The sequence below is a fragment of the Brucella sp. GW823-FHT04E01 genome, assembly GCF_058796175.1.
Map to the genome: position 1 here is coordinate 399,705 of NZ_JBXAIK010000001.1, position 24,367 is coordinate 424,071.

Here is a 24,367-nt window from a genome sequence, read left to right on the forward strand (position 1 = left end):
TTAGGGCTACTAACAGAACATACTTTTTAAAACCCGCTCATTTCTAGAGGCTGCCTCTCCCCTTCCACCCAAACAAGGCAGCAGCAAAACTAAACTCGCGCAAGCGGGTTTTTTTGTGTTGTGACACCACTGCCTTCCCCTGATACGAACACCGCATTTCATTGACACATCTGCGTGAACGTTCGCAACGCACCGGGCCTGAACGGACTGTCAGCGTTACGGCTTCCTCAAAATTTTTCCGAAATTTATGAACAACACGGTTACCATAAACGGATTGGTAACGCTGATGGCAGTAGGATCACCGAATTAGACGCTGTGTGCCTTTTGTGTCGCAGTTCAAAAAATCCGGGATACAGGTAGGTCATCATCGTGCGTACCGCATTTAGTAAAGTCGCATATGCCTTGAAAAGAGCGGCGCAAGCCACCCTTCTTCTTGCAGTTGTAACGGGGTGTTCGACAGCTTCGACAACGATACCGGCGATAGCGGCTAGCGATAGATATGCAGCGATCGTGATCGATGCGAACACCGGCAAAACGCTGTTTGCCTCGAATGCGGATGCACAGCGCTATCCAGCTTCCCTCACCAAAATGATGACTCTGTATATGCTTTTCGAGGCAATGCAGGCAGGACGCATGAACAAGGACACGCGTATCCCGGTGTCCGCCTATGCCGCCGCACGTCCGCCCACGAAAATCGGCTTCCGTTCGGGGCAAAGCATTCGTGCTGAAGATGCAGCGCTGGCCATGATCACAAAGTCGGCCAATGACGTGGCAACTGCCGTCGGCGAATATATCGGCGGCTCCGAAGAGCGCTTTGCGCAGATGATGACAGCAAAGGCTCGTCGTCTTGGCATGCGTAACACGACGTTCCGTAACGCATCGGGTCTGCCGAACATGGCGCAGCATACGACTGCACGCGACATGGCGATTCTCAGCATCGCACTTCGCCAGCATTTCCCGAACGAATTCTCCTATTTCTCCCGCCGCAGCTTCGTTTTCCGCGGACAGACCATCAACGGTCACAACCGTTTACTCGGTCGCGTTGAAGGCGTGGACGGCATCAAGACCGGCTACACCAATGCATCCGGTTACAATCTGGCCTCTTCAGTCAGTCTGGATGGCCGCAGGCTCGTAGCGGTGGTCATGGGCGGCAATACCGGTGCAAGCCGCGACGCCCATATGACTCAGCTCATCCGCAAATATCTTCCTATGGCAACGCGTAGCCGTAACGCTGCACCGCTCGTCGCCATGCGCAACGATGCACCGCAGGTCGTTGCTTCGATCGATCTTCCCAAGGCCAAGAATGCCCCTGTTCCTGTAACCCGTCAGGTTGCAGCCGTGGACGACATCATCAACAACGAAAGCGGTGAAGGCGATAGCGACCAGCCTCAGGTTCTGGCACTTGCAGCACCGACCGCGCGTCCTGCTGCGCTGGCCGCACAGGCTGCGATCCGCCCCACACCAAAGGCCGCCGTCCCGTCTGCACAGGCTCAGGAAGTCGATCCGGTCACCACGGCATCCGCCCCTGCTGCCGGTGGCTGGGCTATCCAGATCGGCTCCCTCCCGAGCGAAGGTCAGGCACGGGACATGCTTGCCAAGGCTTCTGCCACGGCAGGTGGCACGCTGCGTGCGGCGTCGCCCTATACCGAGACCTTCAACAAGGGTAGCGCAACTTTCTACCGCGCGCGCTTTGTTGGCTTCTCCTCCAAGCAGGCTGCTTGGGATGCCTGCGCCTCGCTGAAGAAGAAAAACTTCGGCTGCTATGCAGTCGCGAACTAATCGATTGCGAGGGGTTCTGCTCCCTCGTTGCCAGCTTCAAACCCGAATTTGTAGTGCGTAGAGGGTTTCGAGATGTCAAATATGAGAGAAACTTTCGGCCAGCCGCCGTTCAAAACGGCCGACTGGACACAGGATGAAGGCAAGACTTCAGCCTTCGGTGCATTGTTCTCGGTGCAAGGCCTCAAGCAGGCTGCCCTGCGAATTGCCGATGTAAGACGAGGCACCGGCTTTCAGACCAAAGATCTGGTCGGGCTGCTCGTCTCTCATGCAGCCCGCAACAAGCGACTAGTTCAGCCACGGGCTTCCATGCGGATGACCCTGCCGGTGAATTTCGACCGAGTTTCTGTGCGCCTGACGATAGAAAACTGAATGAACACCAGATGAAATGAAAAAGGGCCTGCCGGTTACCCGGCAGGCCCTTTTTCATGAGTGTGTCAATCTTCAAAGCAACCCCAGCGCCGCGAGCTCCTGTCGCAATTCTGCAGGCAAGGCAGCCCTGCCCGCTTTACCAGCAGCCTCATCACGCGGAACTTCATTTTCAGCCAGATAGCGCCAACCCTGAAAGGCACGGCGTGGCTGCCACTCAGTCGGAATGACCTTGGGTTCGAGAACAAGGTGGCAGCGATTGATACCCTGCTCATCTGTAAATGGACGAACATCCAGCAGGCGCTGACGGCATTGGACGTTGCCCTTGATAACCCAGTAGAGCGAGCCACCTTCCAGCAGCTCATCGATCCGTTTCGGAACCATTCTCGTTGTGTGAAACTGTTCCGGCACCAAACCGGCCGCACGCTGTTCAGCGAGACGGAAATCGATCCAAGCCGCGAGATCTTCGATACTGTCGCAGCCGACACAAAGTTTGACGAGATTGAGAGCCATAGGGGTGATTTAGCCAAGACGAATGCGCGCTTCAAGCCTGAAGCATCGCATTCCGCCCAGAATTGCGAATCAACAGGCGACCACGTTGACGGCGAGACCACCCTGACTGGTTTCCTTGTAACGCTCGCTCATATCGTGACCGGTCTGGCGCATTGTCTCGATACAAGCGTCGAGAGGTACAAAATGCTTGCCGTCGCCCTTGACAGCAAGTGACGCTGCGGTCACCGCCTTCACCGCACCAAGCGCATTACGTTCAATGCACGGCACCTGTACAAGCCCGGCAACCGGGTCGCAGGTCATGCCAAGATGGTGTTCGAGCGCAATTTCAGCAGCATTTTCAATTTGCTCAGGCGATCCGCCAAGCACAGCGGCAAGACCCGCTGCCGCCATTGCCGATGCTGATCCTACTTCGCCCTGACAACCAACTTCCGCGCCAGAAATCGATGCGTTGTGCTTGATGACACCGCCAATTGCGGCAGACGTCAGGAGAAAATCGCGAATGCCTTTCTCATCGGCATCATCATGAAAATGCAAGTAGTAGCGCAGAACCGCCGGTACAACGCCTGCAGCACCATTTGTCGGTGCGGTGACTACCCGGCCGCCGGACGCGTTTTCTTCATTGACCGCCATCGCGTAAACCGAAAGCCAGTCATTTGCCAGAAGCGGGTTGCTGCGATTATTGCGCCAGTCATCCTGAAGCTTATCATGAAGCTGTCGCGCACGACGACGGACATTCAGGCCACCCGGCATGACACCGTCCCGGCTCAGTCCACGCTCGATACAGCCACGCATGGCCCCCCAAATACGATCGAGACCATTATCCAGATCACCGCGTGCCATATGCTTTTCTTCATTGGCCCGCTTCATTTCGGCGATCGACAGCCCGCTGTCGTGGGCCATCTCAAGCATCTCAGCAGCACTACGGAACGGAAACGGCACATCAGCCTTGTCGTCCTGCTTTGCACCGCTGCGCTGAACGCGGCTCAGCTCTTCTTCGGTCACCACAAAGCCGCCACCGATGGAAAAGTATGCCCGACGCAAGAGAAGATTGTCATCGGCATCGAATGCAGAGAAAGCCATGCCGTTGGCGTGCCCCGGCAAAGGAGTCTTCCGATCCAGTACGAGATCGACCTTCGGATCGAAATGATAGGCCAGATGTCCTTCGGGTTTCACCTTCTTCTCGGTAAAAACCTTCTCTACTTCAACGTCCATAATGTCGGGATCAATCGTATCCGGCAGATGACCGCAGAGCCCCAGAATGACGGCTCGATCCGTCGCATGCCCGACGCCGGTATATGCAAGAGAGCCGTGCAGGCTCGCTTTCAACCGGTGGATTTTCGAATGCGCAGGCCGTGGCCAGTTTCCGCCTATAATTTCATTGAGAAACATGCGCGCAGCCGTCATCGGGCCCATCGTATGCGAACTGGAAGGCCCAATGCCAATCTTGTAAAGATCGAAAACCGACAGAAACATTCCACACCTTCTGCAGCCGTCATAAAGGCTGATTGATTCCTGATCGCAGCGTCGCCCGCGATTTGCCTGATCGTCCATTCTAGACAAAAATCGGCAAAAAGTCGCTAACGCAGAAACCGCGTATCTCTATCAGATAGTGTAGGAAAGGATCAACGCAAACGGAATGCTGAAATGCGGCATCAAATTTCCGGAATACGTAACGCCGCCTGACTTCTAGAGCATTTCCTGTTTTGTTTGATTCATTGGAAATGCTCTATCCGTTTGTTTTCACGCATGTCTTTATCCCGAAACCGGTTCCCACTTTCGGGAGACATGCTCTAGACGGAGAACAGATAGGCCATGAGGATGACAGCAGCGAGACCAACGACTGCCCAGAGCGTAACGCCCCAGCAGGATTTTTGAACGGTTTCGTCCATGGAGATTTTGGCAACCTTGTTGTGCAACTCTTTTACACAGCGTCCTTCACAACGCTGTTACCGATCATATAGCTTCGTGAACAACGGAACGCAACGGCGAAAAGCGACTGAATTGTGGCGATAAATTTTCTGGATTGAACATCCACCTCATGAAAGCTTTCTTTATCAATCAGTTACCAATAGATAACCTTAACAAAAGCTTTAAAGTGACGGCAGAAATGCGGCATCAGGGTTGAGGTAGAAGCATATCTGTCTTGCCCGCCAACCAGTAAGCGGCAAGTCCTACCCACTCACGCATGGCCACGCTGAACCGCGAAAGCGCTTCATTCGGGGATTCGAGATAAAGGGCAAAACGCTCGCTGGCGCGCGTCTTGTAGTCTACCGGCCAGGCGACAATATCGAAATCCGCCTTGCGAAAGCAGCCAACGGATCGCGGCATATGATATGCGGAAGTCACCAGAAGCCACGTTTCGCCGGGCTTGGGCTGGGCCAGTTCTTTCGAGAAAATTGCATTCTCAACCGTGTTCCGAGACTTGTTTTCATAGATGTAACGTTCGCCGGAAAAGCCGAGATCTACCAGCATCTGCCGCGTGCTATCTGCCTCTTTGACGGATTCTTCGAAAAAGGCTCCATCACCTCCGGAAACAATAACCCTGGCGTCTGGATATAATCTCGCCAGCCGCATCGCTTCGAAAATGCGGTCGGCCGCGCTATTCAACTCGAAACCTTTGCGCCCGGCATTAACGTCGCCATTCATATAGCCGCCAAGAACAACGATCCCATCCACATGTCGTGGCATTGCATCCGGCTTCGCGAAACGATCCTCCAGCGGGGCAAGCAGAACAGAACCCAGTGTCGTGAAAGCCGCAAAAAACAGAATGGCGATAGACAACCCCAGCACACTCATACTGAGCCGTCGGGAACCTCGCCATATGGCCAGAAAAGCAATCAGGACAAGAACGAGAATTATCGTAACAGGTTGGAAAAACAGCCAGAAAATCTTCGACAGACTAAAAAACAATCAAGCTCTCCAATATCCAGCCCTCTGTCCGTGCCCATGCCAGCACGAATCCGTGTGCGACCGCATACTATAGTGTTGCAAAAGCCTGTGTTAGAGATTTGCCGGGAATCGAAAAACGCCGGATAGCGCTATCCGGCCGGAAGGAACCATGTCTAACATCACGCCCCAGGATATTGCACCTTCGTCCCGTATTCGTCTCGGGCGCATCGATATTGCGCGTGGGATCGCGCTGATCGCCATGGCGATCTACCATTTTGGCTGGGATCTTGAGTTTTTCGGCTATATGGCGCCTGCCACAACTGCCCATGGGGGCTGGAAGCTTTTCGCCCGCTGTATTGCTTCAAGCTTCCTGTTTCTGGTCGGCTTCAGCCTCGTTCTGGCGCATGGCAACGGGATTCGCTGGAAATCAATGGCGAAACGGCTGACACAAATCGTAATCGCTGCGGCCGCGATTTCAGCAGTCACATGGTATATGTCGCCGGACAGTTTCATCTTCTTCGGCATCCTTCACCAGATCGCTCTGGCAAGTGTGCTCGGTCTTATTTTCCTGCGGCTGCCCGCCATTGCAACATTGATCATTGCAGCGTTGGTCATCAGCGCCCCACTTTACGCAAGCGCCGATATTTTCAACAATCCCGCGCTCAGCTGGGTCGGCCTTTCGACCGTAGCGCCGCGTTCGAACGATTATGTGCCGCTGTTTCCTTGGTTCGGAGCTGTCCTTATCGGCATGGCGGCGGCGCGCATGTTTCAGCGTTTTGGATGGCTTCAGCTCTTGGCTGGCGGGATCAAACCCCAGTTTCTTGAAAAGCCGCTGACATTTATCGGCAGGCATAGTCTGGCTTTTTATCTCATTCATCAGCCAGTTCTGATCGCGCTAGTTTATGTCTTCTCACAACTGATGCCTCCGGCACAGCCAACACCGCGAGAAGCTTTCACGCAATCCTGTGTGGCTGCATGCCTGCAAAACGGAAGCGAACAGCTATGCCAGCAGTTCTGTGGCTGTGTCGTAACAGAGTTGGACAAGGCAAAACTGTTTGATGATGTCTTTAGCGGCAAGATTGATCAGGAGAACAACAGCACGGTCCAGGATATCGCACAAATGTGCTCACCGGTGCCCGATACTCAGTAAAACAGATCAGGTATTGACGCCCAGTTCGGCAAGACGTTCGATGCAGGATTCCTCGATCTGGTCGAGTTCGCCCAGCGTCTCCTCAATGTCGCGTCGCTTCTGGCGAAGATCGGCGCGTTTTTCCTCAACGCGCTTCATGAGCAGCTTCAGCTGCCCCGTCTCGCCGGGCGGCTCACGATACATCTGGATGATTTCGTGGATTTCGGCGATCGAAAAACCAAGCCGCTTGCCACGCAGAATCTGCTTGAGAAGATGACGGTCGGCGGGACGGAACAGTCGTGTGCGGCCACGTCTCACAGGAGCGATCAGGCCTTCATCTTCGTAGAAGCGCAAAGTACGGGTTGAAATACCGAACTCGCGCGTCAACTCTGTGATCGTATAATATTCGCGCACCACAACATTCCTGCCTTATATCAAGCGGACCAGCCTCTAAACCGAATTGAGTTCAGAGGCTAAGTTGTGCTCCCCCATTTACGTAAAAGTCAACATTAAACCGATGCGAACTAAAATACATCTAGCTACAATTTGGCCGAAAACCGGAATAATCAATTTCACTTACCGCCACAAACGGTGAAGGCTTTTCCAAAGGGTATTGAGCTGAAACCCCTTAATTTCCGCTGATTTCCCATGGATTGCGACTTGCCATCATATTGCCGCTCATGCGTTATGAACTTGCGGAAACCAGTTACAAATGGCGATTCATGCGGCGCTCTATAAAATTTACCTTGATCGGACTTGTCGTCATCGCTGTGATAGGCGCGGCCCCATTTGCCGTCGAACCAATTGTCGTGAGGATCGGAGAAGGTTCGATTCGTCAGCTCGCCAGAGACGGTAATTTCTGTCAGACAGAGCAATGCGACGAAGGCATGAATTACGCGCTTGGCTTTCTCGAAACCAATTATGCCCTGTCGCCTCACGACGTTAAATGGTGTATGGGCGTCGATGTCATTTCCCATTATGAGTTGCCATTCGGTAACGCATTGAAAAAGTCAATAACCGACCGAATGTACCAACGTTGTGGCGATCCGAAGCAAGATGAACCACCCGGCGATCATACGGATGAATAAAGGCGCTCTTCATGAAGCGATTTTTGCGCATTGGCGCCTGGATGATACTTCTGGCCATCCTTGCAGTTACGATCAGCCCGATTAAATTCCGCCCCGTGACAGGTGAGCCCGTCGATCTAGAGCGGTTTGCGGCTTTCTTTCTGGTCGGTGCCTTGTTCGCCCTCGCCTATCCTCGCCACTGGATGGGTGTTCTTCTGCTAACAGTCGGCTGCGCCGCACTTTTCGAACTGATGCAACGTTTGGCACCTGGGCGTCACGGCGAGTTCATAGACTTTGTTTTCAAGGCGGCCGGAGCCATATTTGGCATTGCTGTTGGCTATGGCCTCAGCCTTATGCGCCCTTTCCGGCAAGAAGGCTGATCAGGCAGCGGGAATAGCCTTCAGTCTGTCGCCTGCCGTTTCACGCATGAATTCCAGATGGATCGAACGTAGCAATGCGGCCAGATCGTCATTGGCAGCAGCAAATCGGCCGCCCCCGACAGCCTCGCACATGAGTGCTGATATTTCCGCAGCGCCCATACGCTTTCGCCCGGCAGCAACCGCCCGCCAGGCCTCGATGGCAACAATCAAGGGCGCATGCGTGGCATCGCTCAATCCGGAAGAGCGAAGAAGCGCAGCAAGGGCAGCAGGACGTCCGCCCGAAATAATCGCACAAATCCGCCTATCATCGAGATCGGAAAGCGCGCCCAGCAAGCTGGCGAAGAAATCTATACGGCCTCCGGCAACGGCACGGATAACAAAACTGGTCGTGATTTCACCGCGCAGACGCAGATGTTCGACCAGCGCCGGGAGTTCTTCTTGTGAACAGTTTTCCGCCAGTTGCATTGAGGCACGAGCGGTCGCATCGCCTACAACCTTATCGGCGCGGCGTTGACCCAGAAGCAATTTCACCAGTGGAAGAGATTGGAGAACCTCTCCGACTTTCACTGCGAGTAGATGACGGCATTCAGCCGGAAGATGCGGATGGGCCAGCAAGGCTTCCCGTACGACAGCATCATGTCCGCAGCGCTCGCTGATGCGCCGAAACGAAACGGGGGCGATACGGGCGCAGCTGTTGAAGAGCATTTCAGCAACAGCTTCATTATTCCCGACTTCGGCGATTGCCGCCGCGACTGCGAATGAAACATGCGGGCGCGCGGCAATCAAAACCTGCATCGATGGAGCGCTATAGGCCACACGATCAATCAGATCAGCGTCGCTAAGAAGCCTTGAGCGTGCAAGGATATATCCCGCCACCTCCGGTTGATCGGCTGCAAGCGCCGTTACGATATGCAAAGGCGAATGCACGCTGGTCGAAAGCACATCTGCAATAGACATGCGAACTTTCGGGGAAGGATCATCAAGCAAAAGCGTCAATGCGGCTTCTGCATGTGCACGAGCATGATCAGACTGAAGCTGGTCAATACATTGCCGGGCCAACTGAGCAGCACGGACAACGCGCGCAGCTACCGGCTCGCAGCCACCGACAAACGTATCTTTTTCGATATACATTCTGGCCCCGCTCCAGATCGTTCTTGTATTCGAAAATGATAAATTAAAATGGTTTACGAGCGGTTTACCATGTTTGTTAACCGCATTGTCGCAGCATGGAACCGAACGCGTTTTCACTCGTTTTATCGTCATCAATTCAACGGAGACTTCAAATGGCCGACGAAAAGATCACGAACGACATCCAGCAGGCTCTCGAAAAGCAGATTGCCGATATGCGCACTGAACTGAAGCGCCTTTCAAAGTCGCTGGCGTCACATTCTGGCGAGCTGAGAGAACGCGCGGAGGACGTCATGGATGATGCGTCCGGTCGTTTCCGTCATGCCGCGCAGGCCGTGCGTGAACGCGGTCAGGTCGTTGCCGAAACGGTTCGCGAAAACCCAGGCACAGCCACAACCCTTTTCGGAACTGCCGGAATTATCGGTATTCTCATCGGCGTTGCCATCGGGTGCGCCATTTCTGATCGCCGCTGAACAGCAAGAACAGCCTGATACTTGTGCCCGCGCTCAATGCGCGGGCTTTTGTTTGCACTCTTTACGAGACGGTTGTGGTCTGCTAGCTCCCGGTCATTGGCAGTTTGCCACCGGTCGCAGCCTACCCGGTCAAAACAAGGACGAGCGCAATCAAGCGCTGCAAGACTGCGACGTGGCTTGAAACAAAGGCACGCAAATGTCTGAAAAGACGATATATTCCGATCTCAAGCAGCTCGGCTCCAACGCTTCGATCCCACAAAATCCGGGAGATGCCATCCTTGAAAGGGTCGCAAATCCGCAAGCGGGAACGCCTTACTGTGTGCGCTTCACCGCACCTGAATTCACCTCGCTATGCCCAATGACGGGACAGCCAGACTTTGCGCATCTGGTCATCGACTATGTTCCCGGCCAGTGGCTGGTGGAAAGCAAATCTCTGAAACTGTTCCTGTTTTCCTTCCGCAATCACGGTGCATTTCACGAAGATTGCACGGTAACCATCGGCAAGCGCCTCGTCGAACTGCTGGAGCCGGAATGGCTCAGGATCGGCGGCTACTGGTATCCACGTGGCGGTATTCCCATCGACGTTTTCTTTCAGACCGGAGCGGCGCCGCAGAACGTCTGGATACCGGAACAAGGCGTGCCCAACTATCGTGGTAGAGGCTAGAGCATTTCCAGCAAAAGTGCGAAGCAGTTTTGCGTAGGATAATGCGAAAACAAAGAGATCGAGCGGTTCCAGTGAACCCGTTTTAACTGGAACCGCTCTAGTTGATCGGAGTCGCTGTTGCGACTGAAGATCACGATCCCTATTATAGAAGCAGACCACATGGCCCCTGAAAGGACCCCCATGAAAAACTTCGCTATTCTGATTTCTCTGGCCGTTCTTGCCGGATGCGGGGGAGCTGGTAAGGCGGCCATGGATACAGGCAAGAGTTTTGATCGATTCGCCTGCATGTCGCGCAATTTCAAGGGCGAACCGCCCTGCCCGCAGCCGGAAGCTACAAACCAGAAGGCACAGTAAAACCAGAAAGGAGGCCTGTCATGGCTATCGAACCCAAGGACGTTCTCGATTTCTGGTTCTCGCCGAAGATGCGAGAAAACTGGTTCAGCAAAAGTGATGAGATCGACGCGGAAATTCGTGAGAAATTTCTGACGGCTTACGAAGATGCTCGCGCCGACAAGCTGGAACACTGGAAACAGCAGCCAGAAAGCGCGCTTGCGCTCACCATTCTGTTCGACCAGTTTCCGCGCAACATGTTCCGTGGTTCACCGCGTTCTTTTGAGAGTGACGGGCTGGCCCGCGATGTGGCGGCACAGGCGCTCGACCACGATTTCGACCGCAAACTATCGCCCGAACAACGCCAGTTTTTCTATCTGCCATTCATGCATAGTGAGCATCTGAGCGACCAGAAGCGCTGCGTCGATCTTTATGAAAGGCTCGGCGACGAGTTCTCGCTCGGTTTCGCCCGCCAGCATCACGATATCATCGAACGCTTTGGACGCTTTCCCCATCGCAATAAGGTGCTTGGTCGCGATACCACCCACGAGGAAACCGAGTTCCTCAAGGAACATACAGGCTTCTGAAATTCAGAGCGCATCCCGAAAAGTGTGAAACGGTTTTCGGATAAGATGCGCGTTAGACAAATATCTAGAGCAGCCGATAAGGCAATATTCCGCGGCGGTCGTGATCGACCGCCAATCTGCTTTTAAGCGGCGGAACGGCGCGCTGCACACATTCAGCGCGTTCACAGATACGGCAGGAAACGCCAATCGGATCGAAGGCAGAGCGCACTGCGATGTCGAGCCCATCCGCATAGACAAAATCCTGCGCGTAGGCCACCTCACAGCCAAGGGCGATAGCGTAGCGCCGCTGAGGTGCATTGAATCCCCCCTCGCTCTTGGTCAGTTCTGTCGCAATGCAAAGATAGCGCGCACCATCCGGCGTTTCGGCAAGCTGCCGAATGATCCGTCCCGGCGTCTCGAATGCCTGATGCACATTCCATAGCGGGCACGCAGCACCATAGCGCGCAAATTGCAGCTTGGCAGCGCTGTGTCGCTTCGTGATGTTTCCAGCCCTGTCTATGCGAGCAAAAAACACCGGTACGCCCCGATGGCCGGAACGCTGCAAGGTGCTAAGCCGATGTGCAACCTGTTCCAGACTTGCCCCGAAACGCGATGCCAACAGCTCCAGATCATGGCGCAGCTCCTTGGCTGCTGAAAGGAATGTCTGATAGGGCAGCATCAGCGCCCCGGCGAAATAATTGCGCAAGCCGATCTTGCAAATTTCAACAGCCTCGGCAGAGCGAAAATCCGCTCGTCCAGCAATCGTGCTCACCAGTTCTTCCATTTCCAGTTCGGCGATCTGGAACGCGATCTGGAAATTGCGGGTCGAAGCGGGTGAATAAGGATTGAGATAAAGCACCCGTGCAGCAGGATCGAACCGGCGCAGGACTGCCTCCTCCGGCCCGGCCCGCGCAATGTGCACGCGGTGGTGCTCCGCCATATATTGCGGCAAGGCTACACCGATGTCCCGACCCGGAATGTTTAGCTCCGCTGCCAGCTTTTCTGCCGCAATATCAATCTCATGTACGTAATTGTCGATAAAATGGAAAAAGTCGCGAACTTCCTCATAAGGCGCAGGCTCCGCAGTAGACGGAGCGCGACCCAGCTGATTATCCAGACTTGCGAGCTGTTCGCTGTTGCGGCGATAGGCCTGATGGCAGGCAATCAGCGCATGAGCCAGCCCCGGCGCATTTTGCGTAATGAGCTTCAGTTCCTGCAGGTTCGGCTTGTAATTGTCGAAAACGGGGTCAGCCAGTGCCTCGGAAACAGCTGAAAGCAATCGATCATCATCCCCCAGTGAAATGGCGCCTATATCGATCTGGTAGTTTTCAGCCAGCGCGAGCAAAACGGCTGCGGAAACAGGCCGCTGATTATTCTCGATCTGATTGAGATAACTCGTTGAAATACCGAGGCGTTCAGCGAAACCCGACTGGGTTGCCTTATGTTGTTCGCGTATTTCGCGTATCTTTCTGCCGATATAAAGTTTTCTCGGTGCCATTTTCGCAAATTCGCATTTCGCTATTTGCAAATTTATATCTTACACAATCGCACCTTTTCAAGCTTTTCCAGAACGCCTTCGGATTTTAAGCAGGAAGGAGAAAAAGACTATGTTTTCAGTTTCATAACTCGCCTTCCAAAGGCCACCCAAAAGTGGGGACTTTATGCAGGAACTTCTTGAGCAACTCGAAGCCCGCCGTACGGAAGCCCGCCTTGGCGGTGGTCAGCGCCGTATCGATGCCCAGCATGGCAAAGGCAAGCTTACTGCCCGCGAAAGGATCGAAGTGCTTCTCGACGAAGGATCGTTTGAGGAGTTCGATATGTATGTCACGCATCGCTGCACCGACTTCGGCATGGAAAAGCAGAAGGTCGCTGGCGACGGTGTCGTGACGGGCTGGGGCACGATCAACGGCCGGCAGGTCTATGTATTCAGCCAGGATTTTACCGTTCTGGGCGGCTCATTGTCCGAAACCCATGCGCAGAAAATCTGCAAGATCATGGATATGGCCATGAAGAACGGCGCGCCGGTAATCGGCCTCAACGATTCCGGTGGTGCGCGCATTCAGGAAGGCGTCGCGTCACTCGCGGGCTATGCCGACGTGTTCAAGCGCAATGTGGATGCGTCTGGTGTGGTGCCGCAAATCTCGGTCATTATGGGCCCTTGCGCAGGCGGTGCAGTCTATTCGCCAGCCATGACCGACTTCATCTTCATGGTGCGTGACAGCTCATATATGTTCGTGACGGGTCCCGACGTGGTGAAAACCGTCACCAACGAAATTGTCACCGCGGAGGAACTGGGCGGTGCCTCGACCCACACCAGAAAGTCATCGGTCGCCGATGGCGCTTATGAGAACGATATTGAAGCGCTGGAACAGGTCCGCATTCTGTTCGACTTCCTGCCGCTCAACAATCGCGAGAAGCCACCAGTACGCCCGGTATTCGATGATCCGGCCCGGCTCGAAATGCGGCTCGACACACTGATTCCAGATAGCGCCACCAAGCCCTACGATATGAAGGAGCTTATCCACGCACTGGCCGACGAAAGCGATTTCTTCGAAATTCAGGAATCTTTCGCGAAGAACATCATTACCGGCTTCATCCGTATGGATGGTCAGACTATCGGTGTCGTTGCAAACCAGCCCATGGTGCTTGCCGGTTGCCTCGATATCGATTCATCGCGCAAGGCTGCCCGGTTCGTTCGCTTTTGCGACGCCTTCAATATCCCGATCCTGACCCTTGTGGATGTTCCGGGCTTCCTGCCCGGCACGGCGCAAGAATATGGCGGCGTCATCAAGCACGGCGCAAAACTGCTCTTCGCTTATAGCCAGGCAACTGTTCCCATGGTCACGCTCATCACCCGCAAGGCCTATGGTGGCGCATATGATGTGATGGCCTCAAAACATATCGGTGCTGATATCAATTATGCCTGGCCGACGGCGGAAATCGCCGTGATGGGTGCCAAGGGTGCAACAGAAATTCTCTATCGTTCCGAGCTGGGTGATGTCGAAAAAATCGCCGGGCGCACGAAGGAATATGAGGAGCGTTTCGCCAATCCGTTCGTGGCCGCTGAACGTGGGTTCATCGACGAAGTCATCATGCCGCATTCCTCGCGTCGCCGCATTGCCCGCGCTTTTGCCAGCCTGCGCAACAAGCAGCAAAACACGCCGTGGAAGAAGCACGACACCATCCCGCTGTGATCACCCGGTTCATTTGAGTAAACGCACATGATCAAGAAAATTCTCATTGCCAATCGCGGCGAAATCGCATGCCGGGTCATCAAGACGGCGAAGAAAATGGGCATCGCAACGGTTGCTGTTTATTCCGACGCCGACCGCAATGCCCTGCATGTCAAAATGGCCGACGAAGCGGTCCACATCGGACCAGCGCCGTCCAATCAGTCCTATATCGTCATCGACAAGATTCTGGCTGCGATCAAGGAAACCGGCGCGGATGCCGTGCATCCCGGCTATGGCTTTCTGTCGGAAAATCCGCGTTTCGCTGAAGCCCTGAAAGCCGCCAACGTCACCTTCATCGGCCCACCGGTGAACGCAATTGAGGCCATGGGCGACAAGATCACCTCGAAGAAGCTTGCCTCCGAAGCCGGAGTTTCCACCGTACCTGGTCATATGGGTTTGATCGAAGACGCCGACGAGGCGGTTCGCATTTCCACATCCATCGGCTACCCGGTCATGATCAAGGCTTCCGCCGGCGGCGGCGGTAAGGGCATGCGTATCGCGTGGAACGACGACGAAGCCCGCGAAGGTTTCCAGCTTTCGCGCAATGAGGCCAAGTCTTCTTTTGGCGACGACCGCATCTTCATCGAAAAATTCGTTACCCAGCCGCGCCATATTGAAATTCAGGTTCTGGGTGACCAGCACGGCAATGTTGTCTATCTGGGCGAACGCGAATGTTCCATCCAGCGCCGTAACCAGAAGGTCATCGAAGAAGCACCTTCGCCATTCCTTGATGAAGCCACCCGCAAAGCCATGGGCGAGCAGGCAGTGGCTCTCGCAAAGGCCGTTGGCTATTACTCTGCAGGCACGGTGGAGTTCATCGTTGATGGCAGCCGCAACTTCTACTTCCTTGAAATGAATACGCGTTTGCAGGTTGAGCATCCGGTGACGGAGCTCATTACCGGCATCGACCTCGTGGAAGAAATGATCCGAGTTGCATCGGGTGAAAAGCTCCGTTTCGACCAGAGCGACGTGAAGCTCAACGGTTGGGCTATGGAAAGCCGCCTCTATGCGGAAGACCCATATCGCAACTTCCTGCCCTCTATCGGCAGGTTGACCCGTTATCGCCCACCAGCCGAAGGCCGCAATTCGGATGGTACGATCGTGCGCAATGACACTGGCGTGTTCGAAGGCGGCGAAATTTCGATGTATTATGATCCGATGATCGCAAAGCTCTGCACCTGGGGGCCGGATCGCACCAGCGCCGTAGATGCGATGGGAGATGCTCTGGACGCATTCGAGGTTGAAGGCATCGGTCACAACCTGCCCTTCCTGTCGGCAGTGATGGATCATCCGCGTTTCCGCGAAGGTGCACTCACAACCGCATTCATTGCCGAGGAATATCCGGATGGCTTTGCCGGCGTCCCGGTTTCGGAAGATGATGCGCGGGTGCTTGCTGCGGTTGCTGCCCAGATCAATCTGGCGATCGAGCAGCGCAACATGCAGATTACCGGACGGATTTCCAGCGAAAAGCAATCGGTCGCGACTGATTGGGTGGCGACACTTGGCGGGTTCACCCTGCCGGTTCGCATTGTGGAAGGCGAAGGCGGAACGACGATCAATTTCGTGGATGGCGGTAGCCTGCCAGTTGCCAGCGACTGGCATCCCGGTAGCCATCTGGGCTCATTTACCGTCGGCGGCAAGCCCATTGCCATCAAGGTTTCGCGCGTGGGCACTGGCTGGCGCCTGCGCTGGCGCGGCATGGATATGGTCGCTCACGTCCGCAAGCCACGTGTCGCAGAACTCGCAAAACTCATGCCGGTAAAGCTGCCTCCAGATACGTCGAAAATGCTGCTCTGTCCGATGCCGGGCGTCATCACATCGATCCTCGTCAAGGATGGTGAAACTGTCGAAGCCGGTCAGCCACTGGCCACCGTAGAAGCCATGAAGATGGAAAACGTGCTGCGTGCGGAACGCCGTGCTACCGTAAAGCGCATCACAGCGGAGGCTGGCTCCAGCCTTGCCGTAGACGAACTGATTATGGAATTTGAGTGAGGTCGATATGAGCGAGCGCCCCACAACCCGAGCAGACTGGGAAGCATTGGCCGAGAAGGAACTGAAGCGGCCAGCTGACAGCCTCATTTGGCAAACGCCAGAAGGCATTGACGTCAAGCCGCTCTATACGGAAGATGACCTTCAAGGCATCGACCATCTGGGCACCCTGCCCGGCTTCGAGCCTTTCTTGCGCGGTCCTCGTGCGACCATGTATGCGGGTCGTCCATGGACGATCCGGCAATATGCGGGATTTTCGACGGCCGAAGAATCCAACGCCTTCTATCGCAAGGCTCTCGCTGCCGGTCAGCAGGGCGTTTCGGTTGCCTTCGATCTTGCCACGCATCGCGGCTATGATAGCGACCATCCGCGTGTTGAAGGCGATGTGGGCAAGGCTGGCGTTGCCATCGATTCCGTCGAGGATATGAAGATCCTTTTCGACGGCATTCCGCTGGAAAAAATTTCCGTTTCCATGACCATGAACGGCGCGGTGATCCCGATCCTCGCCAATTTCATCGTGGCGGGCGAGGAACAGGGCGTGCCCCGCGCCCAGCTTTCCGGCACGATCCAGAACGACATCCTCAAGGAGTTCATGGTCCGCAACACCTATATCTATCCGCCGGAACCCTCCATGCGGATCATTGCGGATATCATCGCCTATACGGCAGCCGAAATGCCGAAGTTCAACTCGATTTCCATTTCCGGCTACCATATGCAGGAAGCGGGCGCGACACTGGTTCAGGAACTCGCCTTCACGCTTGCCGATGGGCGTGAATATGTGCGTGCCGCCCTGAACAAGGGCCTGAATGTCGATGAATTTGCGGGACGACTGTCATTCTTCTTCGCCATCGGCATGAATTTCTTCATGGAAATCGCCAAGCTGCGCGCCGCGCGCCTGCTCTGGTCGCGCATCATGAAGGAATTCGATCCGAAGAAGCCCGGCTCGCTGATGCTACGCACGCATTGCCAGACTTCGGGCGTATCGCTTCAGGAACAGGATCCCTACAACAATATCGTCCGCACCGCATTCGAGGCCATGTCAGCTGCTCTTGGCGGTACGCAATCGCTGCACACCAATTCCTTCGATGAAGCCATTGCTTTGCCAACCGAATTTTCGGCTCGTATCGCTCGCAATACGCAGCTCATCCTCCAGAACGAAACCGGCGTAACCAAAGTGGTCGATCCGCTGGCAGGTTCTTATTACATCGAAAACCTCACCAACGAGCTGGCCGAAAAGGCCTGGGCGCTGATCGAGGAAGTCGAAGGTCTGGGCGGCATGACCAAGGCGGTCGAAAGCGGCCTTCCGAAGCGCCTCATCGAAGAAGCAGCGACCAAACGGCAGGCGGCGGTCGATAAGGGCGAAGAGATCATTGTCGGGGTCAACAAGTTCCGGCTGGAACAGGAAGACGAAATCGACATTCTGGAAATCGACAATTCGGCTGTTCGCCAGTCGCAAATTGCACGTCTCAATCGCATCAAGGAAACGCGCAACAAGGCAAAAGTCGAAGCAGCTCTGGCAGAACTGGAAAAAGTTGCAAAGACCGGCGAAGGCAATCTTCTCGCCGCCGCTGTTGAAGCCTCCCGTGCTCGCGCCAGCGTCGGAGAAATTTCCGACGCCATGCGCCGCGCATTCGGCGATCATGCTGCAGTTCCGAAGGTCGTCAAGAAGGTTTACGGCGCGGCCTATAAGGACGAGCCCGAATATCAGACGCTGGTTGAGCGGCTTGGCGATTTTTCAAAGCAGATCGGCGAAACGCCGAAAGTGATGGTGGCAAAGCTCGGCCAGGACGGGCATGATCGCGGTGCCAAAATCATTGCGTCAGCCTTCGGCGATATCGGCTTCGAGATACTGGCCGGGCCACTGTTCCAGACGCCGGATGAAGCTGCCGATATGGCGATCAAGTCCAAGGTGCATGTTCTTGGAGTTTCGTCGCTAGCAGCCGGTCACAAGACACTTCTGCCTCAGCTTGTGGATACGCTCCGCAGGAAGGGCGCGGAAAATATCATTGTCGTCTGTGGTGGCGTCGTTCCCCGTCAGGATTATCAGTATCTGTTCGACCACGGTGTGGCGGCGGTTTTCGGCCCCGGCTCGAATGTGCTTGATTGTGCCCGCGCCGTGCTCGACCTGATGGAAGGCAAACGTCGTAATCTGTAGTATTCTCAGATGGATATGCCCTTTACAGGACTCATTTTCTGAACAACTTCAGAAGCCGGGTGAATAGCCCGGCTTCTTGCGTGGAGCATTTCCAGCAAAAGTGCGAAGCGTCTACGCGGGGAAATCATTTCACTGGACTGATTTCTGATCCCGCTTCGATGCGTCACATAATGCGACGCAACAAATACACAGAACGGTTCCAGCGACTCCGTTTTAACCGAAACCGCTCTAGAACCATCATTCAGTTTTTCGGCCCGGCGAAGCCGGCAATCGTGGAACTGGTAACCGAGACCGGATCGCTGGCCGGGAACGTATCTTCCAAGCCCTCTTCAAGCTGGCGCTCCAGCTCTGCCCGGTCACCCGCGCGGCGCGCGCTGGGGCGTGTCAACAGGTTTTCAGGCTGAATGCCGCATTCCATACATGCAACGCCCAGCGCTTCGCCGAGCTTGATCGCGGCACGATGTATCACTTCATCGCGCGCCAGTTCCGCTTCCGTCTCGTTCTCAACCTTGACAGTGATCTTCTCTTCGCCCTCGGTGACGAACTCCACCATATAGAGCTTGAAGCCCCCAACCGAACTGATGCGGGTTTCGACAATTTCCATCGCTTGACCTCCGCGTTTTCTATGAGGATCAAACGTCGACCAGCGCCTGAAAGTTCCGCATATCTATGCAATTACGGAACCCCGCCCCTCCATCAAGCGTTTCTCGCCTGTCGTCTGGAGGTTGCGATGTCACAGTTCTTCACAAAGCTCAGCGAAAAAGCCGCCGAACTTGCAGGCCATTATCTGGCATTCGGGCTGGCAACCTTGTTCATCCTGTTATGGGGCATTAGCGGGCCTTTCTTTGACTTCTCGGATACTTGGCAACTGGTGGTGAATACATCGACCACAGTCATCACATTCCTGATGGTGTTCCTTATCCAGAACGCACAGGATCGCGAAGCAAGCGCGACACAGGCAAAACTCGATGAAATTTTGACCATCGTCTCAACAGCCAGGAGTGAGACCATAGGTGCGGAACACCTTCCTCTCGACAAGCTGAAGGCAATCTTGAAGCACCTTGAAGAGCAAAGCAAAAAAACCTCGACCGAAGAACCAGAATAAGCAACCCGATCTTTCCGGTGGAATGTTCACGCCTATATCCCCTCCGGAGAATTCTTATCATTAGCAGAAAGGATGTCCCATGGCCGTCACCAAGAAGCAGGAAGCTCGCGCTCTCAATGCCGACGAAAAAGAGCTGGTGGAAAAGTCGCACCATCCTTTTTTGCAGAACGTCCCCGACGAAGAACTTTCTCATCTGGCGAAACTGATCCGCGAACGCCGCAAGAAGGCGAAAGATCAGGCCCACCAGCGCAGGCGCGAAGTGCGCGGAAAGGGAGCCGCTCGTGGCGCGACACCCTCCAAGGCGGATGAAGGTTCACATCTGAAAGTTTCCGTTCTGGCTATGGCGGTGCGTCGCATCAACACCGAAGTTGAACGCCGTCGTCGCATGTCAGCCAGCGCCGAACTGATCGCCAATGCCCGAAAAGCGCTTGCGACCAAAGAAGCCAACGAAAAGAAAGGCAAGGATTTCAACACGCGTCATGCGTTGAACGGCATGCGCAACATCCCGAACGAGAAATATGACAGCCTTGTCCGCCCAGCAGAGCGTGGACGACTCCGTAAGGCCGCAAGTGTCGCTCAGGCGAAGAAGGACACTCGCCAGAAAGACGCGGGTTAGAGCATTTCCAACGCCGTCTTTCGGGAGGGGGGTGCGAAAGCCCGGTCCAGACGTTTCAATTGATCTTCGGAAAGCCGCAAGTCTGCGGCTTTTCTGTTATCCCGCACATGATGCAGGTTGGACGACTTTGGAATTGCTATGACATTGCCGCTGCGCATTACCCACGCAAGCGCAACTGAGGCTGGCGTTCCTCCCGTCTCGCTTGCAATTTCCGCCAGTACGGAATTGCCCAGCAATCGACCTTGCTCGATAGGCGAATAAGCCATCAGCGGAATCTTACGCCCGGCACACCATGGCATCAGATCAAATTCTGGGCCGCGCCGCGTCAGATTGTAAAGTATCTGGTTCGTTGCAACGGCATTGCCGCCAGCTATACCGACGAGTTCTTTCATGTCATCCGTATCGAAATTGCTGACGCCCCAGCTCACTATCTTTCCAGCATTCTGTAATTCATCGAACGCAGCGACAGTCTCCTCAAGCGGATATCGCCCACGCCAATGCAGCAAATACAGATCAATGTGATCCGTGCGAAGGCGCTGCAGGCTCCTCTCGCAGGCCTCGATTGTGCCCTTCCAGGACGCATTGAACGGCAATACCTTGCTGACGAGAAACACATCATCGCGACGGCCCGTAATGGCTTCGCCAACAACGTCTTCCGCCTCTCCATCAGCATACATTTCCGCCGTATCGATCAGCGTCATCCCGAGATCGATGCCGCTTCTCAGTGCTTCGATTTCATAGCGGCGTTGCGTGCTGTCCTCACCCATATACCAAGTGCCCTGCCCGAGCGCTGGAACCGTCTGGCCCGAAGGCAGGGTGATCTGTGATATGGTTCCCGTCATTGCATCTTCCCCTATGAAACGATCATTGCCATGATCGCTACATAGCCGGAAAATTCAAGACCTTGAGAACAAGGGCTCAAGCAAAATGCAGACCGAAACCCTGCATGAGCCTGCGGATGGCATAGTCCGGATTGCGGGATGTCACGACCGCCAGATCGTTGTGATGATGCAGCTCTTCATCGGCGCGGCGTGGTTTCAGCAGCGAGACGGTACGCCGGGCGATCGCTTCCGCAGGATCGAGCCAGTCAACCGGCCATGGCGCAAGACGGCGAAACACATTGGCAAGGAACGGATAGTGCGTGCAGGCCAGCACGACAATGTCGGTCCGGTTACCATCCTGCTCAATGAAGCAGGGGGCGATCTGTTCCACGACCAGCGCCTCGTCGATCTTTTCGCCGCGAATATGGGCTTCCGCTACTGTCGCAAGCTGATCGGCACCAACGAGACGAACATGGCACTGGGTGGCGAAAGATTGAATGAGATCGCGCGTATAAGCACGCCTGACGGTACCGGGGGTCGCCAGCACGGAAACAAGCCCCGACGATGTTCTTTCGGCAGCGGGCTTGATCGCTGGCACTGTGCCGACAAACGGCACCGAAGGATAGGCTTGCCGCAAATCATCCAGCACCAGCGTGGAGGCCGTATTGCAGGCAATGACCGCGATCTCGGGGTCATAGGCGGCAATGAGCTTGCCGAACAGCTCGACAATCCTCTCCCTCAACGCATCCTCTTCCCATCCGCCATAGGGAAACCCGGCATCGTCGGCAACGTAGACAAAGCGGCGATCCGGCATAAGCACCCGCGCTTCGCGCAAAACCGTCAGGCCTCCGATACCGCTGTCGAAAACCAAAATAGGTCTTTCGACATCGGCAGAAGGCATGGCGGCAAAGCTCACAGCGGGTGCGTTTTTCATTCGTCCTCGTCCTTCATTGCCGGAGCCTCACTCGCAGGCTTACGCGCACGTCCTTCCGGGGCACCGGAACCGCGTGGTTTCTTCGGCGTGAACACGTCAAGCGACGTGACAACACCGCGCAGCAACTTGAGTTCTGCGGATGCGAAACCAGCACGCGTCAACACGGCGCGCAGATTGTTGACCATGATTTCCTTGCGGGCTTCCGGACGGAAATATCCCCGAACATCAAGGGCTTCTTCGAGATGATTGAAGAGCCCCTGCAACTCCTGTTTTGGCGCCATCTCAAGCTCCGGCCCGCGGAACACGGTCTCCGTTTCCGTCTCAAGGCCCGACTTCATCCATTCATAGGACATCAGCAAAACGGCCTGAGCGATATTCAGCGATGCGAAAGCCGGATTGACCGGAAACGTCACCAGTTCATCCGCAAGACCGACCTCTTCATTGCTGAGACCGAAGCGTTCACGGCCAAACAGGATGCCGGTCTTCTCACCAGTCCGGAAACGACGGCGCAGTTCGCCCCCCGCTTCCACGGCGCTGCGAACCTGCTTGAAGCCATCACGTTCACGTGCCGTCGTCGCATAGACGAAATTGAGATCGGCGATAGCGGACGGCAGGTCGTCATAGACTACCGCATTGTCGATCACATGATCGGCCTTGCTGGCTGCCGCCCTTGCCTTCTCACTCGGAAACTCTTCGCGCGGATTGACGAGGCGCAATTCAGCCAGACCAAAATTCGCCATGGCGCGCGCCACCATGCCGATATTCTCCGGCAATTGCGGCTCCACCAGCACGATTGCCGGTCCTTCCGCGATGAAGGGGCGCTGTTTATCTGTTCCTGCCATGATCTCTTCCGCATTAGCTATCGTATCGTGGCGTTTCCCTTACATAATTGACGCAGAATCGCAAAGATTCCCCTTACGTGTTTTAGGGAAAAGCCTGTGTAGTAGCCCGATAACACCTATTTGCTGCCCATTCATGCCAGACTGTTCCACCAGATACAGGATCAAAGGGAGGAAACCATGTCCGGTAAGAAGATACTCATGCTTTGCGGCGACTTTGGTGAGGACTATGAAACCATGGTCCCGTTCCAGACGCTTTTGACTGTTGGTCATACGGTTCATGCGGTCTGCCCCGGCAAGAAGGCTGGCGATCATATCGCGACAGCCATTCACGACTTCGAAGGCCACCAGACCTATACAGAAAAGCCCGGCCATAACTTCACGCTGAACGCGACCTTCGCCGATGTTAAGCCTGAGAACTATGACGCTCTGGTCATTCCCGGGGGTCGGGCACCGGAATATCTGCGTCTCGACGATAAGGTTATCGCCGTGGTGAAGCATTTCTTTGAAGCGAACAAGCCAGTCGCTGCAGTCTGCCACGGCGCGCAATTGCTGGCCGCAGCGCGCGTTCTGGAAGGTCGCACCTGTTCTGCCTACCCGGCCTGTCGCCCGGAAGTTGAACTCGCCGGTGGCAAATATGCCGATATTCCGGTCGATCAGGCGGTTACGGATGGAAATCTCGTCACGTCGCCCGCATGGCCCGCCCATCCGGCGTGGCTGTCACAGTTCCTTACTGTGCTCGGCACCAGGATCACCCACAGCTGATCGCAACGCCCTGCCTGTTTCCCAACAAGGTTGCAGGCAGGGCGAAACTGCGCGACAGTAAGTTTGGGAGAATGATCCGGAGGAAATCATGTGCAGGCTGTTCATCGGTGCCGATCCTGAGCTCTGGCTGAGCGTAACACGTTCGCTGCGCATCGACGGCGTCGTGACAAGCGTCCGGCTTGAGAATTTCTTCTGGTGGGCTCTCGAAGATATTGCAGCACGCGATGATCTCACGGTCAGCCGCCTTATCGGCAAGCTTTACGATGAATCCCGGAATGAGGGGCACGACCTCGACAATTTCGCGTCGTTCCTGCGGGTCTGCTGTGGACGCTATCTTTCGTTGCAGCTGAACGGCCTTGTTCCCACAGACAAGTCGACCGCCATCTCTACACTGGATGCAGATACCATTCTGGTCAGGGAACAGGAAAACTATCGCCAGCGGCAATCTTCCTGGGAGAAATCTCGTGATGACAATCGCACTGCACACCGCGCCGCATAATCGGTGCCGTCAAAAGCCATTTCACGCTTTTCGCAAGTCTCTCCCGAAATTTTGACCGCCTAAACGCTCTATAGGCCAAAGAATAAGCCTCTTACGCTTTGCCTTATTCGTCGTGAGTGCTATACGG

Annotated in this window: 26 protein-coding genes; 16 read left to right on the forward strand and 10 right to left on the reverse strand. The window is 55.1% G+C overall.

The window, feature by feature from the left end; translation table 11 throughout:
• The first annotated feature begins 369 nt into the window (after positions 1-369).
• Together AC1RHM_RS02050 and AC1RHM_RS02055 are read left to right on the forward strand one after the other, a co-directional pair.
• A complete protein-coding gene (locus AC1RHM_RS02050; protein ID WP_012091945.1) occupies positions 370-1,779 on the forward strand; it encodes a D-alanyl-D-alanine carboxypeptidase family protein in 1,410 nt (469 codons plus the stop codon).
• A gap of 72 nt (positions 1,780-1,851) precedes the next feature.
• Positions 1,852-2,148, forward strand: coding sequence for a hypothetical protein (locus tag AC1RHM_RS02055; RefSeq protein ID WP_010659966.1), 297 nt, complete (start codon positions 1,852-1,854; stop codon positions 2,146-2,148).
• Positions 2,149-2,220: 72 nt separating this feature from the next.
• Here AC1RHM_RS02055 and AC1RHM_RS02060 read toward each other — a convergent pair whose 3' ends face one another.
• The 3 genes from AC1RHM_RS02060 to AC1RHM_RS02070 form a co-directional block, all read right to left on the reverse strand.
• The gene (locus tag AC1RHM_RS02060) at positions 2,221-2,658 is read right to left on the reverse strand and encodes a DUF1489 family protein (RefSeq protein WP_010659965.1); all 438 of its coding nucleotides are present in this window, start codon (positions 2,656-2,658) and stop codon (positions 2,221-2,223) included.
• Between the two features lie 69 nt (positions 2,659-2,727).
• Positions 2,728-4,131 carry an L-serine ammonia-lyase gene (locus tag AC1RHM_RS02065; protein ID WP_010659964.1) on the reverse strand — a complete coding sequence of 468 codons (1,404 nt, stop codon included), beginning with the start codon at positions 4,129-4,131 and terminating at the stop codon, positions 2,728-2,730.
• A gap of 642 nt (positions 4,132-4,773) precedes the next feature.
• On the reverse strand, positions 4,774-5,568 hold the full coding sequence (locus AC1RHM_RS02070; protein WP_010659962.1) for a YdcF family protein: 795 nt from the start codon (positions 5,566-5,568) through the stop codon (positions 4,774-4,776).
• A 148-nt stretch (positions 5,569-5,716) separates the two neighbouring features.
• Here AC1RHM_RS02070 and AC1RHM_RS02075 point away from each other — a divergent pair, with 148 nt between their 5' ends.
• Complete coding sequence (locus AC1RHM_RS02075; protein WP_036577842.1) at positions 5,717-6,697, forward strand: heparan-alpha-glucosaminide N-acetyltransferase; 981 nt, start codon at positions 5,717-5,719, stop codon at positions 6,695-6,697.
• A gap of 6 nt (positions 6,698-6,703) precedes the next feature.
• On the opposite strand, the gene AC1RHM_RS02080 is transcribed toward AC1RHM_RS02075, so the two are convergent.
• Positions 6,704-7,090, reverse strand: a complete 387-nt coding sequence (locus AC1RHM_RS02080) for a MerR family transcriptional regulator (RefSeq protein WP_010659960.1) — start codon at positions 7,088-7,090, stop codon at positions 6,704-6,706.
• A gap of 308 nt (positions 7,091-7,398) precedes the next feature.
• On the opposite strand from AC1RHM_RS02080, the gene AC1RHM_RS02085 reads away from it, so the two are divergent.
• Both AC1RHM_RS02085 and AC1RHM_RS02090 read left to right on the forward strand, forming a co-directional pair.
• Positions 7,399-7,764 carry a hypothetical protein gene (locus tag AC1RHM_RS02085; protein ID WP_010659959.1) on the forward strand — a complete coding sequence of 122 codons (366 nt, stop codon included), beginning with the start codon at positions 7,399-7,401 and terminating at the stop codon, positions 7,762-7,764.
• Between the two features lie 11 nt (positions 7,765-7,775).
• Positions 7,776-8,123, forward strand: a complete 348-nt coding sequence (locus AC1RHM_RS02090) for a VanZ family protein (protein ID WP_010659958.1) — start codon at positions 7,776-7,778, stop codon at positions 8,121-8,123.
• Here the strand turns inward: AC1RHM_RS02090 and AC1RHM_RS02095 are convergent, their stop codons facing one another.
• Positions 8,124-9,254 (reverse strand): DUF2336 domain-containing protein, encoded by a 1,131-nt coding sequence (locus AC1RHM_RS02095; RefSeq protein ID WP_010659957.1) that lies wholly within the window; start codon positions 9,252-9,254, stop codon positions 8,124-8,126.
• A gap of 152 nt (positions 9,255-9,406) precedes the next feature.
• Between AC1RHM_RS02095 and AC1RHM_RS02100 the strand changes: the two genes are divergently transcribed.
• From AC1RHM_RS02100 to AC1RHM_RS02115, 4 genes are all read left to right on the forward strand, one after another.
• Entirely contained in the window at positions 9,407-9,724 is a 318-nt protein-coding gene (locus AC1RHM_RS02100; protein ID WP_010659956.1) for an ElaB/YgaM/YqjD family protein, read from the forward strand.
• A gap of 196 nt (positions 9,725-9,920) precedes the next feature.
• The gene (queF, locus tag AC1RHM_RS02105) at positions 9,921-10,388 is read left to right on the forward strand and encodes a preQ(1) synthase (protein ID WP_010659955.1); all 468 of its coding nucleotides are present in this window, start codon (positions 9,921-9,923) and stop codon (positions 10,386-10,388) included.
• 180 nt (positions 10,389-10,568) lie between these two features.
• On the forward strand, positions 10,569-10,742 hold the full coding sequence (locus AC1RHM_RS02110; protein ID WP_010659953.1) for a hypothetical protein: 174 nt from the start codon (positions 10,569-10,571) through the stop codon (positions 10,740-10,742).
• A gap of 20 nt (positions 10,743-10,762) precedes the next feature.
• Positions 10,763-11,305, forward strand: a complete 543-nt coding sequence (locus AC1RHM_RS02115) for a DUF924 family protein (protein ID WP_010659952.1) — start codon at positions 10,763-10,765, stop codon at positions 11,303-11,305.
• Positions 11,306-11,369: 64 nt separating this feature from the next.
• Here AC1RHM_RS02115 and AC1RHM_RS02120 read toward each other — a convergent pair whose 3' ends face one another.
• The gene (locus AC1RHM_RS02120; RefSeq protein ID WP_010659951.1) at positions 11,370-12,782 is read right to left on the reverse strand and encodes a helix-turn-helix domain-containing protein; all 1,413 of its coding nucleotides are present in this window, start codon (positions 12,780-12,782) and stop codon (positions 11,370-11,372) included.
• A gap of 163 nt (positions 12,783-12,945) precedes the next feature.
• Here AC1RHM_RS02120 and AC1RHM_RS02125 point away from each other — a divergent pair, with 163 nt between their 5' ends.
• The 3 genes from AC1RHM_RS02125 to scpA are packed head-to-tail and all read left to right on the forward strand — an operon-like array spanning position 12,946 to position 18,661.
• On the forward strand, positions 12,946-14,478 hold the full coding sequence (locus tag AC1RHM_RS02125) for an acyl-CoA carboxylase subunit beta (RefSeq protein WP_010659950.1): 1,533 nt from the start codon (positions 12,946-12,948) through the stop codon (positions 14,476-14,478).
• Between the two features lie 27 nt (positions 14,479-14,505).
• Positions 14,506-16,509 (forward strand): acetyl-CoA carboxylase biotin carboxylase subunit, encoded by a 2,004-nt coding sequence (locus AC1RHM_RS02130; RefSeq protein ID WP_010659949.1) that lies wholly within the window; start codon positions 14,506-14,508, stop codon positions 16,507-16,509.
• Positions 16,510-16,516: 7 nt separating this feature from the next.
• Positions 16,517-18,661: a methylmalonyl-CoA mutase gene (gene scpA, locus AC1RHM_RS02135; RefSeq protein WP_010659948.1), complete on the forward strand. Its 2,145-nt coding sequence runs from the start codon at positions 16,517-16,519 to the stop codon at positions 18,659-18,661.
• Between the two features lie 241 nt (positions 18,662-18,902).
• On the opposite strand, the gene AC1RHM_RS02140 is transcribed toward scpA, so the two are convergent.
• Positions 18,903-19,265: a hypothetical protein gene (locus AC1RHM_RS02140; protein ID WP_010659947.1), complete on the reverse strand. Its 363-nt coding sequence runs from the start codon at positions 19,263-19,265 to the stop codon at positions 18,903-18,905.
• Positions 19,266-19,391: 126 nt separating this feature from the next.
• Between AC1RHM_RS02140 and AC1RHM_RS02145 the strand changes: the two genes are divergently transcribed.
• Entirely contained in the window at positions 19,392-19,766 is a 375-nt protein-coding gene (locus tag AC1RHM_RS02145) for a low affinity iron permease family protein (RefSeq protein ID WP_010659946.1), read from the forward strand.
• A 79-nt stretch (positions 19,767-19,845) separates the two neighbouring features.
• Positions 19,846-20,382, forward strand: coding sequence for a hypothetical protein (locus AC1RHM_RS02150; RefSeq protein WP_010659945.1), 537 nt, complete (start codon positions 19,846-19,848; stop codon positions 20,380-20,382).
• Here the strand turns inward: AC1RHM_RS02150 and AC1RHM_RS02155 are convergent.
• From AC1RHM_RS02155 to AC1RHM_RS02165, 3 genes are all read right to left on the reverse strand, one after another.
• The gene (locus AC1RHM_RS02155; protein WP_010659944.1) at positions 20,379-21,224 is read right to left on the reverse strand and encodes an aldo/keto reductase; all 846 of its coding nucleotides are present in this window, start codon (positions 21,222-21,224) and stop codon (positions 20,379-20,381) included. The genes AC1RHM_RS02150 and AC1RHM_RS02155 overlap by 4 nt on opposite strands.
• 76 nt (positions 21,225-21,300) lie before the next feature.
• Positions 21,301-22,137 carry a glutamate racemase gene (gene murI / locus AC1RHM_RS02160; RefSeq protein ID WP_010659943.1) on the reverse strand — a complete coding sequence of 279 codons (837 nt, stop codon included), beginning with the start codon at positions 22,135-22,137 and terminating at the stop codon, positions 21,301-21,303.
• On the reverse strand, positions 22,134-22,979 hold the full coding sequence (locus AC1RHM_RS02165; protein ID WP_010659942.1) for an RNA methyltransferase: 846 nt from the start codon (positions 22,977-22,979) through the stop codon (positions 22,134-22,136). Before AC1RHM_RS02165 ends, murI begins: the two co-directional genes overlap by 4 nt.
• Before the next feature lie 177 nt (positions 22,980-23,156).
• Here AC1RHM_RS02165 and AC1RHM_RS02170 point away from each other — a divergent pair, with 177 nt between their 5' ends.
• Positions 23,157-23,741 carry a DJ-1/PfpI family protein gene (locus AC1RHM_RS02170; RefSeq protein ID WP_010659941.1) on the forward strand — a complete coding sequence of 195 codons (585 nt, stop codon included), beginning with the start codon at positions 23,157-23,159 and terminating at the stop codon, positions 23,739-23,741.
• Positions 23,742-23,829: 88 nt separating this feature from the next.
• Entirely contained in the window at positions 23,830-24,240 is a 411-nt protein-coding gene (locus tag AC1RHM_RS02175; protein ID WP_010659940.1) for a ribbon-helix-helix domain-containing protein, read from the forward strand.
• The last annotated feature ends 127 nt before the right edge of the window (positions 24,241-24,367 follow it).

Bases quoted from the DNA above. Each gene is read 5' to 3' on its own strand.
- AC1RHM_RS02055 (WP_010659966.1), top strand. From the start codon at position 1,852: ATGTCAAATATGAGAGAAACTTTCGGCCAGCCGCCGTTCAAAACGGCC.
- AC1RHM_RS02060 (WP_010659965.1), bottom strand. From the start codon at position 2,658: ATGGCTCTCAATCTCGTCAAACTTTGTGTCGGCTGCGACAGTATCGAA.
- AC1RHM_RS02065 (WP_010659964.1), bottom strand. From the start codon at position 4,131: ATGTTTCTGTCGGTTTTCGATCTTTACAAGATTGGCATTGGGCCTTCC.
- AC1RHM_RS02075 (WP_036577842.1), top strand. From the start codon at position 5,717: ATGTCTAACATCACGCCCCAGGATATTGCACCTTCGTCCCGTATTCGT.
- AC1RHM_RS02085 (WP_010659959.1), top strand. From the start codon at position 7,399: ATGCGGCGCTCTATAAAATTTACCTTGATCGGACTTGTCGTCATCGCT.
- AC1RHM_RS02090 (WP_010659958.1), top strand. From the start codon at position 7,776: ATGAAGCGATTTTTGCGCATTGGCGCCTGGATGATACTTCTGGCCATC.
- AC1RHM_RS02095 (WP_010659957.1), bottom strand. From the start codon at position 9,254: ATGTATATCGAAAAAGATACGTTTGTCGGTGGCTGCGAGCCGGTAGCT.
- AC1RHM_RS02100 (WP_010659956.1), top strand. From the start codon at position 9,407: ATGGCCGACGAAAAGATCACGAACGACATCCAGCAGGCTCTCGAAAAG.
- queF (WP_010659955.1), top strand. From the start codon at position 9,921: ATGTCTGAAAAGACGATATATTCCGATCTCAAGCAGCTCGGCTCCAAC.
- AC1RHM_RS02110 (WP_010659953.1), top strand. From the start codon at position 10,569: ATGAAAAACTTCGCTATTCTGATTTCTCTGGCCGTTCTTGCCGGATGC.
- AC1RHM_RS02115 (WP_010659952.1), top strand. From the start codon at position 10,763: ATGGCTATCGAACCCAAGGACGTTCTCGATTTCTGGTTCTCGCCGAAG.
- AC1RHM_RS02120 (WP_010659951.1), bottom strand. From the start codon at position 12,782: ATGGCACCGAGAAAACTTTATATCGGCAGAAAGATACGCGAAATACGC.
- AC1RHM_RS02125 (WP_010659950.1), top strand. From the start codon at position 12,946: ATGCAGGAACTTCTTGAGCAACTCGAAGCCCGCCGTACGGAAGCCCGC.
- AC1RHM_RS02130 (WP_010659949.1), top strand. From the start codon at position 14,506: ATGATCAAGAAAATTCTCATTGCCAATCGCGGCGAAATCGCATGCCGG.
- scpA (WP_010659948.1), top strand. From the start codon at position 16,517: ATGAGCGAGCGCCCCACAACCCGAGCAGACTGGGAAGCATTGGCCGAG.
- AC1RHM_RS02140 (WP_010659947.1), bottom strand. From the start codon at position 19,265: ATGGAAATTGTCGAAACCCGCATCAGTTCGGTTGGGGGCTTCAAGCTC.
- AC1RHM_RS02145 (WP_010659946.1), top strand. From the start codon at position 19,392: ATGTCACAGTTCTTCACAAAGCTCAGCGAAAAAGCCGCCGAACTTGCA.
- AC1RHM_RS02150 (WP_010659945.1), top strand. From the start codon at position 19,846: ATGGCCGTCACCAAGAAGCAGGAAGCTCGCGCTCTCAATGCCGACGAA.
- AC1RHM_RS02155 (WP_010659944.1), bottom strand. From the start codon at position 21,224: ATGACGGGAACCATATCACAGATCACCCTGCCTTCGGGCCAGACGGTT.
- murI (WP_010659943.1), bottom strand. From the start codon at position 22,137: ATGAAAAACGCACCCGCTGTGAGCTTTGCCGCCATGCCTTCTGCCGAT.
- AC1RHM_RS02165 (WP_010659942.1), bottom strand. From the start codon at position 22,979: ATGGCAGGAACAGATAAACAGCGCCCCTTCATCGCGGAAGGACCGGCA.
- AC1RHM_RS02170 (WP_010659941.1), top strand. From the start codon at position 23,157: ATGTCCGGTAAGAAGATACTCATGCTTTGCGGCGACTTTGGTGAGGAC.
- AC1RHM_RS02175 (WP_010659940.1), top strand. From the start codon at position 23,830: ATGTGCAGGCTGTTCATCGGTGCCGATCCTGAGCTCTGGCTGAGCGTA.